The organism is Mucilaginibacter sp. P1_A3, from assembly GCF_056406855.1.
Genome location: NZ_JBFTZJ010000008.1, coordinates 208,752 through 224,215 on the forward strand (window position 1 = coordinate 208,752; position 15,464 = coordinate 224,215).

Genomic DNA, 15,464 nt, shown 5'->3' on the forward strand with positions numbered 1-15,464 from the left:
TATGGGGGCAAGCCACATCATTTTAACTTTAATTGTAATTTAGCGGATAAGCCGTTTTAACCAATAATAAACCCATCTTTTTAATGAAAGCAATTTTAAAGCTCATGCTGTTGATCGTATTTATATCAGCGGCATTTATTAGCTATGCCCAGTCTCCCTATCCAAAACTTTTAAAAGGGCCATGGAAGGCGTTTTGGGTTACAGTACCCACAGAGTCGACAAAAGATTATGGTGTTTATTATTTCAGAAAGAATATCGATTTAAAAGACAAGCCCAATTCGTTCATCATTCATGTATCTGCCGATAACCGGTATAAACTATATGTTAACCAAACGCTGGTGTCATTAGGGCCCGCCCGCGGCGATACCTATTACTGGAATTACGAAACTGTTGACCTTGCCCCCTACCTTAAAGCAGGCAACAACAACATATCCGCCGTGGTTTGGAACGATGGTGACTACCGCCCCGAAGCACAGATCTCCATCCAAACAGGCTTTATTATGCAGGGCGATACGGAAGCCGAAGCTTTGATCAATACGGATAAAAGCTGGAAATGTATCCGCGATAAAGCCTATAAGCCCATTGTGGGTGTGGGTTACGGCACCTACTATGTAGCCGGACCGGGCGAGCGGGTAGATATGAATTTGAGCATCGATAACTGGAACGCCGTTAATTTTGATGACAGCAGCTGGAAAAATGCGGTTAAGATTGATAACGGTAACCCCAAGGGAACGGTAAACGCTTTCGGCTGGATGCTGGTGCCATCATCTATACCGCCAATGGAATTAAAAACCCAGCGCATTGCCGTATTGCGTAAGGCCGAGGGTATAAAAGTTCCGCAAACTTTCCCGGTAGCAAAGACGGCGCTAACCATCCCGGCCAATACAACCGTTACCCTATTGCTTGATCAAACTTTTTTAACCAATGCTTTTATATCACTTAACTTTAGCAAGGGCAAAAACGCGGGTATCGGTTTGAGTTATGCTGAAGCCCTGTTCACCAATTTGAAAGGCCCGCAGGGGCTGGTAAAAAGTAATCGGGATGATGTGGAGGGGAAAATATTCTCGGGCCGCAGGGATAGTATTGTTTCAAACGGCTCAGCCAATCAATCATTCAATAGCCTTACCTGGCGTACCTACCGTTACATACAGCTAAAAATTAAAACCGGGGATGAGCCTTTGGTTATTGATGATATCTACGGCACATTCACCGGTTACCCTTTTGAATTAAATGCCAAACTACAGGGTACGCCCGAAATGCAAAAGATGCTTGAAATTGGCTGGCGAACGGCCCGCCTTTGCGCCGGTGAAACTTATACAGATTGCCCCTACTATGAGCAATTGCAATATGTGGGCGATAGCAGGATACAAGCCCTTGTATCGTTTTACAACAGTGGCGACGACCGCCTGGTGCGCAATGCCATTAACCAGATGGATCACTCGCGTGTGGCCGAGGGTTTAACCCTGAGCCGGCATCCGTCGTTCTCGCCTCAAATTATTTCAACATTTTCTTTATGGTATATAGGTATGCTGCATGATTACTGGATGTACCGGCCCGATAGCGCTTTTGTTAAAGATAAATTGCAGGGTGTGCAGGATGTGCTGGCATTTTTTGGAAAATACCAACAGGCCGATGGCTCACTAAAGGATACCCCCTATTGGACATTTGCCGATTGGGTGAACAGTAAAGGATGGGATTTTGGCATGGCCCCCAAAAGTGCCAACGGAAGCTCGGCCCTGTTAGATCTGCAGTTGATGTGGGCATACCAGCAGGCAGCAGCAATGGAAGCCAAAATGGGTGTGCTTTTTTTTGCTGATATGTATGCCAAAAAAGCGGCCCAGCTAAAAGCGACCATCCAAAAAAAGTATTGGATAGCCGATAAGCAACTATATTCAGATACTGAGGATCAGCAGCTGTTTTCGCAGCACACCAATTCGCTGGCCGTGTTAACGGGAATGGTATCCGGTGACGATGAAACAGCGTTGAGTAAAAAGCTCATGGCCGATAGTTCGCTTACCCAGTGCACCATCTACTTTAAATATTACCTGCACCAGGCTTTAATAAAGGGCGGCTTCGGTAATGATTATTTAAAATGGCTGGATATATGGCGCAAGAACATCAAAATGGGGCTCACTACCTGGGCCGAGATCTCTGACCTTGAGCATAACCGATCAGACTGCCACGCTTGGGGAGCCAGCCCAAACATTGAATTTTACCGTACCATTTTAGGGATAGATAGCTACGCGCCCGGTTTTAGCAAAATAAAAATAGAGCCGCATTTGGGCGAGCTTAAAAATATCGGCGGAGAAATACCGCATCCAAATGGAAAAGTAACGGTAAAATATAAGCTTGAAAAGGGTAAATGGAATATAGAGATTACCCTGCCCCAAGGCACATCTGGAGTTTTTATATGGAAAGGCCAAAATTATACGATTAATTCAGGTAAAAACAAGGTAATTGTATAAAAACAACTTAAAAAGCATGGTGTAAATCATATTTTATCGGGAAAATCCTAACAAAAAGCACATTTTGTATCATTTTTGCCATTTTTGAGTAAAAAAACTTTGGTTTTCTGTTTGAAAAGTAAAAAGCAACACTAACTTTACCCCTGTAATGTTGATTGCTTATTGTATTAGTTACACTTGCGCTAATTGAATATTTAACAATCTGATATTATTAAAAATGTGATATTTACGCGCTACAATTATTAAACCACCCTGCTCAGCCGCAGGTTTGCCAGCTCGCTAAAATCAATATTTATGAAAAAAACTACATCACAGGTAAAAATTCTTTCAATCGATATCGGTGGCTCACACATTAAAGCCACTATCTTAAATAAAAAGGGTGAGCTGAAAATGGATTATGATAAGGTCCCGACCCCGGCCCCGGCAAGTCCTGATAATTTGATCAAGGCCATAAAAACATTGGTGAAGAACTTCCCGGCCTACGATAAAATTTCGGTTGGTTTCCCCGGCTATGTAAAAAATGGCGTTATAAAAACAGCCCCTAATCTAAATACCAAACTATGGGCCGATGTTGACCTTACCAAAAAAATAAGTGATGCATTAGGTAAGCCAACCCAGGTAGTAAATGATGCAGATATGCAGGGCCTGGGCGTAGTAAACGGCAAGGGCCTGGAGATGGTAGTTACACTGGGCACTGGTTTTGGTACCGCCTTATTAATGAATGGTCACTTGTTACCTCACTTTGAGCTGGCCCACCTGCCCGTTAAAACCGATAAAACCTATGATCAATATATAGGTGAAAAGGCATTGGAAAAATATGGCAAAGAAAGATGGAACAAGCGGATGCAGAAAGTTTTTGAAATATTAAAAACAGTATTTAATTACGATACTTTATACATTGGAGGCGGCAACTCTGATCTGCTTACTTTTAAGCTTGATAAAAACATGAAGATAGTAACCAACGCCGATGGCATCAAGGGCGGTGCAAGGTTATGGATCGATGATGAAGAAAGCAAAACCAAACGCGTAATATCAACACCAACAGAGTAATATACAATACCCACAATACAATGGAAAACACACAGGACATAGAAAAATTAGCAATAGATACCGTAAGGATCTTATCGGCAGATGCAGTTCAAAAGGCAAACTCGGGTCACCCTGGTACAGCGATGGCGCTTGCTCCTATGGGCCACGTTTTATGGTCGAAGTTTTTAAATTACAATCCTAAAAACCCTGATTGGGCAAACCGCGACAGGTTCATCCTTTCGGCCGGGCACGCTTGTATCCTGCAATACAGCTTTTTGTATTTAACAGGCTATGATTTGAGTTTAGATGATATGAAGCAATTCCGCCAGTTGCACAGCAAAACCGCCGGTCACCCGGAGTACGGTTTGGCTCCTGGTATTGATGTTACTACAGGTCCTTTGGGTCAGGGTTTTGCAAATGGTGTAGGTTTTGCCATTGCACAGAAACATTTGGCAGCACGTTATAACAAGCCAGGCTTCGAACTTTTCAATTATAATATTTACGCAATTACCAGCGATGGTGATATGATGGAAGGCGTTACGTCTGAAGCGGCTTCATTAGCTGGTCATTTACAATTGGGTAACTTAATTTACCTGTATGATGATAACCATATCTCAATTGAAGGCAGTACAGATATTGCATTTAACGAAGATGTAAGCGCCCGTTTCCGCTCATACGGCTGGCAGGTACAGGAAGTAGCCGATGTGAACGATACTCACGCTTTGGAGCTTGCTTTAATTAACGCCAGGGCCGAAACACAAAAACCATCATTAATCCGCGTACGGTCGTTGATCGCTTATGGCAGCCCAAATAAATCAGGTACAGCAGGATCTCACGGTTCGCCGCTTGGCCCTGATGAAATTAAGCTGGTTAAAAAATTCTTCGGCTTTGATCCTGATAAATCATTCAACGTACCAGATGAGGTATTGGAATACTATCATGCAAAAGGCGCGAAAGGTGCCGGTAGCGAAGAAAAATGGAATAAACTATTTGCAGATTATAAAGTTAAATTCCCTGAATTAGCTGCAGAATACGAATTAGCCAGCAGTGGCGAATTGCCAGCCGGCTGGAAAGATAAATTGCCTGTATTTAAAGGCTCTGATCCTAAAATGGCTACCCGCCAGGCATCTGGTAAGGTATTGAACGCTGTTGCGGCAAGCCTGCCAAACCTGATAGGTGGCGCGGCAGATCTTTCGCCGTCAACAGAAACTAATTTGAAGGAATTTGATTCTTTCACCTCCGAGAACAGGGCTGGCCGTAACTTCCACTTTGGTATCCGTGAGCATGCCATGGGTTCGGCAATGAATGGTATGGCGTTAACAAAGGGAGTTATTCCTTTTGGTGCTACCTTTTTAATGTTCTCTGAATACATGCGCCCTCCTATCCGTTTAGCGGCCATCATGAAGATAAGCCCCATATTTGTTTACACCCATGATAGTATTGGTTTAGGCGAGGATGGTACAACCCACCAGCCTATTGAACAATTGGCGTCATTACGCTCAATCCCTAATATTACGGTTATCCGCCCGGCTGATGCCAACGAAACCGCGCATGCATGGCGCGTTGCACTTGAGCACAAAGGTGGCCCGGTTGTATTGGTGTTTACCCGCCAGGGCTTACCTATCCTTGATCAGGATAAATACGGTAAAGCATCTGATTTGGAAAAAGGCGCTTACATACTATCAGAAGCAAGCAAGAACCCTGATTTGATATTAATGGCAACAGGATCTGAAGTTGCATTGATTATGGATGCCCAGGCTAAATTAGAGGCTGATGGAATTTCAACCCGCGTGGTAAGTATGCCATCATGGGAGTTGTTTGAGAAACAGGATGCCGCTTACAAAGAGAAAGTATTCCCTAAAGCAAACAGAAAACGTTTGGCTGTTGAAATGGCATCTCCAATGGGCTGGCATAAATACACTACAGACGAAGGCGATATGTTAGGCATGACCACCTTTGGCGAATCTGCCCCGGCAGAAGACCTGTATAAGTTTTTTGGCTTTACAGTGGATAATGTAGTTAACAAAGCAAAAGCGTTATTATAGGTTAGTATCAAGTAGCGGGTATCAGGTAGCAAGACATCGTTTGCATATTTGATACTCGCACTTATCTAAGCGTATCAAATCTTGATACTTGATACTAACTACTTGATACTGAAAAAATGATTTGGGAAAGTAGTTTAATAAAAAACCTTAGTTGGTCATCAGAGATCATTAATGCCAGTGGCAAGCAAAAGGTAGCGCAGCAAATTGCCGGTATGGTAAAAGATGGCGATGTACTTGGCGTGGGTTCCGGCTCAACGGTTTATATGGCTTTACTGGCCATTGCCGAAAGGATCAGGGCAGAGAAACTGAATGTGCTGGCGATCCCTACTTCGCTGGAGATCTCTATGTTTTGCAGCAAGCTGGGCATTCCGCTTACCAGTTTATTTGAAAACAAACCCGACTGGCTGTTTGATGGTGCCGATGAGGTTGACCCCAATAACAGCCTGATTAAAGGCCGCGGCGGCGCCATGTTTAAAGAAAAGCTATTGATCAGCTCCAGTCCCGTTAATTACATTATTGTAGATGACTCAAAAATAGTGGATAAGATAGGTACTAACTTTCCTATCCCTATTGAAGTGTTTCCGCAGGCTTTATTGCATGTAGAGGCGGAGTTAAAAAAGCTGGGAGCCAATAGTATAGTTATACGGCCAGCCAAGGGTAAAGACGGGCCCATTATTTCGGAAAATAACAACCTGGTTTTGGATTGTCGTTTTGATGAAGTGCCTAACAGCCTGGAAAGGGACATTAAAGCTATTACCGGGGTAATAGAAAGCGGACTTTTTATAGGGTACGATTTGAAAATACTGGTAGCTTCAAACAGCTAAATTGTTTTATGCCGCCAGAGCAGAACGATGATATTATACTTACAAAACATAGAATATTAATTAAGAACTTTACATAGTCATTCAAACGAATACCTTTACACAAATTATTCCACTTAGCATACGGACTTTGTAGGCTGCTAAGTTTAACTACTGAACAAATATTAAAAATTGAAATTTTAAAACGACCAATATGGCAACTAATAATGTAAAACAGATACATGATTTCGGACAGAGTATCTGGCTTGATTTTATCGACCGCGAAATTATCGCATCCGGAAAGCTGAAAAAATTAATAGAAGAAGATGGTGTTAGAGGAGTAACCTCAAACCCTGCAATTTTTGAGAAAGCCATAACCAGCAGCGCTGATTACGATAAAGACATTAAGGAACTTGCAAAAACAGCAGCAAACAACGAAGAGTTATTCTTTGGTTTAGCTATAAGTGATATTCAACAGGCAACTGCCCTGTTTAAAGGTGTTTACGATGAGTCTAACGCCGAAGATGGTTATGTTAGCCTTGAAGTATCTCCATTTTTAGCATTAGATACGGAAGGTACTGCCAAACAAGCAGAAGAGCTTTGGAAAAAAGTTGACCGCGAAAACGTAATGATTAAAATCCCTGGTACAAAACCGGGTTTGGCGGCTATTCAGCAATCAATTGCAAAAGGTATCAATATCAATGTAACCTTGCTTTTTGGCCTTGATCGCTATGAAGAAGTAACCGAAGCTTATATTTCTGGTTTAGAGGAGCATTTAGCCGCCGGCCATAAAGTTGGCCATATAGCATCAGTAGCAAGCTTCTTTTTAAGCCGTATTGATGTTATTGTTGACCCGCTATTGGAAGCAAAAGGCGAAACCGCTTTAGTTGGCGAGGTTGCTATTGCATCTGCTAAAAAAGCTTACGAAATTTATAAAAGAGTTTTCAGCACCGAAAGATGGCAAAAACTGGCTGCTCAAGGCGCAAAACCACAGCGTTTGCTATGGGCAAGCACAGGCAGCAAGAACCCTGCATTTAAGGATACCAAATACGTTGAGGCCCTGATTGGTCCGGATACTGTTGATACCGTTCCTTTAGAAACGGTTGACGCTTTCCGCGATCATGGTATTGCTGCAAACACTTTAGAGGGTGGTTTAGAAGAAGCAACCGCTACTTTGGCAAAACTGAAAGATTTAGGTATTGATTTAGATGCTATTACCCAACAACTGGAAGATGAAGGCATCGAAAAATTCAATAAACCATTCGAGAAGCTTTTGAACGCTATTGAAGATCAGAAAAACAAATAAAACTTAACCTATGGAAGTTGCAGATCTGAAGATACTCTTTTTCGATATAGGTGGCATTTTGCTATCGAACGGTTGGGGGCATGAAGCCCGTGAAGAAGCGGCCAAAAGGTTTAACCTTGATTGTGATGAAGTAAACTCCCTGCACAATTTTATATTTAATGTATATGAAATTGGCAGCATCTCGCTTGATGAATACCTGGATACGGTGGTGTTTAATCACCCGAGGGATTTTGTTCGTGAGGATTTTAAGGATTTTATTTACTCTACCTCGGTTGAGTTGCCCAATATGCTGCAATGGCTAAAGGAGTGGAAAAAGGACTGTGGCTTCCGTATTATTTCTGTAAATAACGAAGGTAAGGAGCTTAACGATTACCGGGTGCGCAAATTTAAACTGCATGAGTGTTTTGATGCCTTTGTATCATCATGCGAAGTGAAGATGCGCAAGCCCGATCCGGGCATCTGGCAGCTGGCTATGGGTATTGCCCAGGTATCGGCGCAGCAATGCGTGTATTTTGATGATAGAATGATGTTTGTTACCACAGCGCAAAAACTGGGTATCCGCTCATTTCAGCATACCAGCTTTGAAAATACCAAAAAAATATTAGAAGGTCTAAAAAAAGAAAACCTCAAAACAACATGAGCGCAACAACAGATAAATATGCTTTTGGCATGATAGGCTTAGGCGTTATGGGCCGTAGCTTACTACTCAATATGGCCGATCACGGTTTTGCCGTAGCCGGGCATGATAAAGATGCCGCTAAGGTATCATCATTAAATGATGAGGCCGGCGATAGAGCCGCTAAAGGCTTTGGCGATGTAAAGGAATTTATTCAAAGCTTAACCACGCCACGCGCCATCATGATGCTGGTACCTGCCGGTAAAATTGTGGATGCTGTAATTGAGGAGCTTACTCCTTTATTGGAGAAAGGCGATATTTTAATTGATGGCGGTAACTCTCACTTTACTGATACCAATCGCCGTGTTGAAGAGCTGGAAGCTATTGGCCTGCATTTCTTCGGTATGGGTGTTTCTGGTGGTGAGGAAGGCGCTCGTCGTGGTCCAAGCATGATGCCGGGTGGCGATAAACAAGCTTACAACGTAATGAAGCCAATATTTGAGGCCATTGCCGCTAAGGTTGATGGAGCGCCATGTGTAACTTACATTGGCCCTGGTGCATCTGGTCACTTTGTTAAAATGGTACACAACGGTATTGAGTACGGTATTATGCAGGTAATTGCCGAAACCTATGAGATACTTAGAAAAGGCTTAAAGCTGGATAACGACGCCATTCAAAAAATATTTGCGCAGTGGAACGCTGGTCGTTTACAGTCATTCCTGTTGGATATTACTAAAGATATTTTTGCTTACAAAGTACCGGGAACGGATCACCTGTTGCTGGATGATATTAAGGATGAGGCAAAAGCCAAAGGTACCGGTAAATGGACATCACAAGTGGCTATGGACCTGGTTACCCCTATCCCAACCATCGATACTTCTGTATCCATGCGCGATCTGTCAAAATACAAACAACTACGCGAAAAAGCTTCCACTTTATACGGGGGCGATATTGAATTAGCCGGTGATAAAGAAGAATTGTTAGTTGCTCTTGAACAGGCATTCTACTTTACTTCTATCATTACTTATGCACAGGGCATGCACCTGCTGTCAAAAGCATCTGAAGAATACAAATACGATCTGCATTTAGGAGAAATTGCCAAAATCTGGAGAGGTGGCTGTATCATCAGGTCGGAGTTTTTGAATGATATTTATAACGCATACAATAAGGATGCTCAATTGCCGCATTTATTACTGGATAGCGATGTGCAGAAACTGGTAAGCGAAACGTTGCCGGGTATCAGAAAAATACTATCGGGTACTATTGCCGCGGGTGTTGCAGCTCCGGGATACGCATCTGCTTTAAGCTACTTTGATGCCTTCCGCAGCGAAAAAATGCCATCGAACCTTACACAGGCCCAGCGCGATTATTTTGGCGCACATACTTACGAGTTGATAGGCAAAGAAGGGACTTTCCATACACAGTGGACCAAAGCCGAAGACTAACTATAAACTATTAAAGCTGATAACAATGAGCTCAAGCACAAAATCAGATCCTACTATATTCATTATTTTTGGCGGCACAGGAGATTTAAACTCCCGTAAAATTGCCCCCGCACTCTATAATCTTTTTTTAGATGGATGGATGCCTAAGCAGTTTTCTATAATTGGTACCGGTCGTACAAAATTAACCGATGAGCAGTTCAGGGAAAACCTGCATAACGATATCAACCAGTTTTCGCGCACCGGTAAAGCCGATGATAAAAAGTGGGCCGAGTTTGTAAATAATATCTATTACCAGGTATCAGATGCTAACGACTTTGAAACCTATAAGGAATTTGGCAAACGTATTGAAAAACACAATGCCGAGTGGAAAACTAAAGCCAACGTATTGTTTTACCTGGCGGTAGCACCAAACTTTTTCCCTATCATCGCATCTAACATATCAAAAGCTAAACTGGCCGAAGATAAAAAACGCGTTAGGATCATCATCGAAAAACCATTTGGTCATGACCTGGAAACTGCAAAAGAACTTAATCAGTTATTGAAGAGTATTTTTGACGAGTGCCAGATTTATCGCATTGACCATTATCTGGGTAAAGAAACCGTTCAGAATATAATGGCATTCCGCTTTGCCAACTCCATTATGGAGCCGCTGTGGAACCGTAATTATATTGAGCACGTACAAATCTCGGTTACCGAGCAATTGGGTGTTGAAGAACGCGGGGATTATTACGATGGATCAGGCGCGATGAGGGACATGATCCAAAACCACCTGTTGCAATTGCTTTGCCACATAGCTATGGAACCACCGGTTAGCTTTAGCGCCGATGAAGTACGCGACCGCAAGGTTGATGTATTAAAAGCCATGCGTAAATTTACACCAGAAGATGTACGTAATTCGGCCGTTAGGGGTCAGTACGGCAGCGGATGGATGAGGGGTAAAGAAGTTTCCGGTTACCGTGAGGAGCCAAAAGTTAATCCTGAATCAAACACCGAAACTTTTGCCGCTATAAAATTCTTTATTGATAACTGGCGCTGGCAGGGTGTTCCTTTCTATTTACGTACAGGTAAAAGAATGCACCAGTCTTCATCAGTTATTACCATTCAGTTTAAAGATGTTCCGCATTTAATATTCCCTACAGAGGCCGCCGAAAGCTGGCAGCAAAACAGGCTCATTATCAGCATTCAGCCAGAAATGAGCATCCGTTTGCAGGTACAGGCCAAACGCCCCGGAATTGATATGGTATTAAATGCTGTTGACATGGTATTTGATTATAAAGGCACCTATACCAACCAGGCACCCGAAGCTTATGAAACCCTGATATTGGATACCATGATGGGCGATCAAACACTGTTTATGCGTGGCGACCAGGTAGAAGTTGCGTGGGAACTGGTTATGCCGATTTTAAGTACCTGGCAAAATAAAAAGAGTCTGAATTTTCCTAACTATTCTGCCGATTCATGGGGCCCTGAAGCCGCTGAAGCATTGATTGCACGCGACGGCTTTAATTGGTTTACGTTACCCGTAGCCGGTAAAAAGCAATAAATTATGAATTTAAATATCTTTAACACTGCCGATGAGGTGCTTACAGCATTAGCAGATTATTTTGTTAAAATAGCCGATGCGTCAATTGCAGCAAGAGGCAAGTTTACGGTAGCATTATCAGGAGGGAGTTCTCCTAAAAAGCTGTATGAGCTATTGGCTTCAACGAGCTATGCCGACCAGATTGATTGGGAAAAGGTTTATTTCTTTTTTGGAGATGAGCGCAATGTACCGCAGAATCATAAGGATAGTAATTACCTGATGGCAAAAACGGCCATGTTTGATCCTTTGATGATAAGCCCGGCCAATGTATTCGCTGTTGATACTACATTTGAGCCCGCAGAGGCTGCCGCAAGATACTGGGAAATGATCTCCACCTTTTTTGATGAGGATGAGCTGAGTTTTGATCTTGTATTGCTAGGCCTGGGTGATAACTCACACACAGCATCGTTGTTTCCACATACGCCGGTTTTACATGATACAACACCAGGTGTAAAGGAAGTTTGGTTGGAAGATCAGCAGGTATGGCGGATTACGCTTAACGCGCCATTAATCAATGATGCCCGTTACATAGCGTTCCTGGTTTATGGCGAAGGAAAAGCTATTGCCGTACACCATGTGCTGGAAGATGAAGAAAACATTGAAGAATATCCTGCCCAACTGATAGATTCTATTGTTGGCGAAACGGAGTGGTTTTTAGATGAACCCGCCGCCGCGAACCTGGAAGGGGAATAATGAAAACCATTCTTTGGTTTAAGAATCTCAAGTAACAAAAAAATCCCTTCGTTGTAATAACGAAGGGATTTTTTGTTGTGAAATATTGTGATAAAGTTTAGGTTCCGGTTATTGCGCCGGCGGCATATCTGCCGAGCCCCAGCTGGTATTGGCCTTTGGCCCCATTTCTAAAACAAGCTTACCGCCCTTTAGTAGCTCGGAAGCCGGGAACCAGAAGGAATTTAACTCCCTGCCGCTTAATGTAGCCCGTTGAACGTATTTATTGTTGCGGGATGAATTTACAGCTTCAATGATAAAGCTTTGGCCACGACCGTACTGCCCGTCCAGATGAATAGTCACTTTAGGGAATATAGGGCTGCCTATTTCATATATAGGGTGCGAGCCTGTACCGCCATCTATCTGGAACAAGCCCAGGGCGTTCATGATAAACCATGAGCTCATTTGCCCCTGGTCTTCATCACCTAAATATGCGTTTGATACCCCAAAACCGTAAAAACGATCAACAATGGAGCGGCTCCAGCGCTGGGTTAACCAGGGCCTTTTAACCCAGTTGAACAGGAAGGCAAAATGCATGCTTTGCTGGTTTCCTTGTATCACGGGGTAATCCCAGTATTGATCACCAGGGGCGTTAAAGCGAAGCTTGTAGCTTTCTGCAAAACCCCATGATAAACGGTCAATAAATTTATCGGTGCCTATAGCGCTGGCCAGTCCCGGTACATCCTGAGGTACAAAATAGGTGAGCTGCCATGAATTACCTTCTACATAATGTTCATTAGCCCCGGATTTAAAGGGATCAAAATTAGGGAACCACGCCCCATCTGATTTTTTTAGTCGCGCATAGCCGGTTTCCTTATCTATAATGTTTTTCCAATAGCCAGACCGGTCTTTAAACTCATCATACTCCTTTTGTTTCCCCAGTGATTTAGCAAATTGCGATACCGTATAATCGTCATAAGCATATTCAAGCGTATTGGAGAAACGGCCGATATCATAAGGCACATATTTATATTTAAGGTACGCCTGCAGATCTTCGTTGCCAGCAAACCCCGCTGCGCCTACTTTTTGTGCCGGTGTGGTTTGCATTTTATATACGGCTTCAAAAGCTTTTTGTGCATCAAAATCGCGGATACCCATTTGGTATGCGCCAACTATGAGTGGTATTTCATGCTCGGCAACCATTACGGGCACGTAGTTCATGCCGGCAGGGCCTTTGGCCAGCCAGCCATTGGCATCATACATGGCCAGTTGCGAATGCACCCATTTTGACGACCACTCTGGTGTAACCAAATTCCAAAATTGGTTAAGGTTCCAAAAGGTGTTCCAAAAAGCATCGCAGCCCATAGCTAGTGAATTAGGGTCTTTAAATTGCTGTTTGCGTTTGCTTGCATCTATCCACTCGCCATTTACATCGCTCCAGGTGTTGCGGCTGGCCAGCGCGCGGTACATATTGGTATAAAAACGCATTTTTTCGCGGGAGTCATTGCTGCCTATCTCCAGGCGGTTAAACAGCTTGTTCCAGGTATCCCGCTGCGCATTGCGTACTTTACTAAAGCTCCAGCCAAAAGGGGCGCTAATTTCTGTGGCCAGGTTTTGCGCGGCGTTATCAATACTTACCAATGATATGCCCGTGCGTACCTGTATAACCTGGTTGCTGTTGGTATCAAACTCAACAAAAGCACCCGCTTTGCCAGGGTCTATGCTGCTTAAAATATCTTTATCGGCTACAGTATTATTTACCCAGGTACCAAACTTTTTGAACGGACGATCAAACTCGATTACAAAATGGATGGTATAATCCTGGTTTACACCGCCAGACCATACATTTTTGCTGAATTGCTTGCTTGAACCTTCTATTCTGGTATCGCTTATCTTTTTTAATGTTACATCCTTCAAATTATAACCGTACTCGGCGGGTATTTTCAGGTCTATCATCACCCGGGCATTGGTAGCCTTAGGGTAAGTATAGCGCATAAAACTACAGCGTGTAGTAGCGGTAAGTTCTGCCTTAATGTTATAATCCGTAAGCTGCACTTTGTAATAGCCTATCGGGGCTTCTTCACTAGCTTTATCTATTTTTGATCTATATCCATCGCCGGGTTTGGTTTCATCACCAACACTGGTTTTTAATGGGCCGCTTGTTGGAAACATGCCCAGGCCAGCCATTGTCCACTCATGTATATGGCTAAATGTGCCAATGCTTTCGTAGATAGGATCATAACCGGCAGACCATCCCCCATTTTGATTATCTGGACTTAACTTTACCATACTAAATGGCATCCATGGTCCGGGCGCTATCATCCAGCGGGAATGCGCGGTACCAATCCGGGTATCGCCATAATCTGCCGGGGTAATAACCGTCCGTGGCGAACGTTGTACGATGCCGGCTCCAATAGCTTCGCCATCGCTGTAAATTTGGTAGCGGCTTTTTGTTGATACAGCAACAGCAGGCATGGGCACCTCTAACTGGTAACGTGCCGAATCAAGCTTTTGTGTAAACACGGGCTCTCCATCAAGCTTAACCTTTATCGTGGGGTTGCCTTTCAGGTGCTGAACATCAACCAGCAATGGCTGGTAGCGTTTGCCATCGGTTTTCAACTCATAAGAGGCTGCTTTTACCTCGCGTAAAAAAACATCTTTAGGGTTGATGAGCTTTAATGTTTGCGGGCCATCTAACCTTACCTGGTCAAAAACCAGCCATGAGCCATCAAGCGTGGTTAATTGTACCTCGTTGCCGCCTTCATGTAACAAGCCTGGCTTTACGGCAATACTTATTTTATAGGGATTGGCATTAGTAAAATCTCCGTTAATGGTATTGTCGGTATTTGAAGATACGGGCAGCTGATATTTGAAAGGTTTGCCATTAATAAGCACCTTAAACAATGGTGGTAATTGGTTTTGATAGCCGGCAATATTAATCACCAGGCGGCAGTCGGCGTTTTTAGGTAAGCTGGCAATGCCAAAGAGAATATTGAGAACATTTGTACGTGTGCCCGATGTTGACCCCGTACCACCCCAGCCATCTTTGGGGCCAGGCAAAGCATATGGCCAGTCTTTTTCGGTTTTAGAAAAGCCGACCAAAAAATATTGGTCTTCCCAGCCAAAATCGTCATTCAAAAAATTAGCGTATTTGGCCGGGGCCAGTGCCATACCCTGGCTGTTACCATCAGCTTTCCCTATTTCCCATATGGTTTTTTGCTGGGCCGATAGAGGGATTAGTTTTGCGCACAAGAGAATACTTAGTATTACTTTTTTCATGATCATGCTTCTATTAGCTACATGTTATAACGTACTATAACATATGCCTGTAATGTAAAATATTGCGCAAGATAATTAGCGAAAACTACAATTCCAATTAATGTATATACAATAAACTTATTTGTATGGACATTTAACTGTTTTCAGGCCTGAAAGATGTTGATTTATATTTCTTGCTTATTATGAACAAGCTTAACCCGAACGAAAAACAGCAATGTGTACAGATTA

Annotated in this window: 10 protein-coding genes; 9 read left to right on the forward strand and 1 reads right to left on the reverse strand. The window is 43.2% G+C overall.

Annotated elements, in window-relative coordinates; genetic code table 11:
* Window positions 1–83: 83 nt before the first annotated feature.
* The 9 genes from AC1D0K_RS18440 (at window position 84) to pgl (ending at window position 11,981) form a co-directional block, all read left to right on the forward strand.
* Entirely contained in the window at window positions 84–2,465 is a 2,382-nt protein-coding gene (locus tag AC1D0K_RS18440; protein WP_477443640.1) for an alpha-L-rhamnosidase-related protein, read from the forward strand.
* 294 nt (window positions 2,466–2,759) lie between these two features.
* A complete protein-coding gene (locus AC1D0K_RS18445; protein WP_477390645.1) occupies window positions 2,760–3,515 on the forward strand; it encodes an ROK family protein in 756 nt (251 codons plus the stop codon).
* 20 nt (window positions 3,516–3,535) lie between these two features.
* On the forward strand, window positions 3,536–5,539 hold the full coding sequence (gene tkt / locus AC1D0K_RS18450; RefSeq protein ID WP_477390647.1) for a transketolase: 2,004 nt from the start codon (window positions 3,536–3,538) through the stop codon (window positions 5,537–5,539).
* 116 nt (window positions 5,540–5,655) lie between these two features.
* Window positions 5,656–6,363: a ribose 5-phosphate isomerase A gene (gene rpiA / locus AC1D0K_RS18455; RefSeq protein ID WP_477390649.1), complete on the forward strand. Its 708-nt coding sequence runs from the start codon at window positions 5,656–5,658 to the stop codon at window positions 6,361–6,363.
* 190 nt (window positions 6,364–6,553) lie between these two features.
* Window positions 6,554–7,645: a transaldolase gene (tal, locus tag AC1D0K_RS18460; RefSeq protein WP_295720686.1), complete on the forward strand. Its 1,092-nt coding sequence runs from the start codon at window positions 6,554–6,556 to the stop codon at window positions 7,643–7,645.
* Window positions 7,646–7,655: 10 nt separating this feature from the next.
* A complete protein-coding gene (locus tag AC1D0K_RS18465; RefSeq protein WP_295720685.1) occupies window positions 7,656–8,285 on the forward strand; it encodes an HAD family hydrolase in 630 nt (209 codons plus the stop codon).
* On the forward strand, window positions 8,282–9,706 hold the full coding sequence (gene gndA, locus AC1D0K_RS18470; RefSeq protein ID WP_477390652.1) for an NADP-dependent phosphogluconate dehydrogenase: 1,425 nt from the start codon (window positions 8,282–8,284) through the stop codon (window positions 9,704–9,706). The genes AC1D0K_RS18465 and gndA overlap by 4 nt, the downstream gene beginning before the upstream one ends.
* A 25-nt stretch (window positions 9,707–9,731) precedes the next feature.
* The gene (gene zwf / locus AC1D0K_RS18475; protein ID WP_295720683.1) at window positions 9,732–11,249 is read left to right on the forward strand and encodes a glucose-6-phosphate dehydrogenase; all 1,518 of its coding nucleotides are present in this window, start codon (window positions 9,732–9,734) and stop codon (window positions 11,247–11,249) included.
* A 3-nt stretch (window positions 11,250–11,252) separates the two neighbouring features.
* Window positions 11,253–11,981, forward strand: a complete 729-nt coding sequence (gene pgl, locus AC1D0K_RS18480; RefSeq protein ID WP_295720682.1) for a 6-phosphogluconolactonase — start codon at window positions 11,253–11,255, stop codon at window positions 11,979–11,981.
* Between the two features lie 108 nt (window positions 11,982–12,089).
* On the opposite strand, the gene AC1D0K_RS18485 is transcribed toward pgl, so the two are convergent.
* Window positions 12,090–15,236, reverse strand: a complete 3,147-nt coding sequence (locus AC1D0K_RS18485; protein ID WP_477390655.1) for a GH92 family glycosyl hydrolase — start codon at window positions 15,234–15,236, stop codon at window positions 12,090–12,092.
* Window positions 15,237–15,464 lie beyond the last annotated feature (228 nt).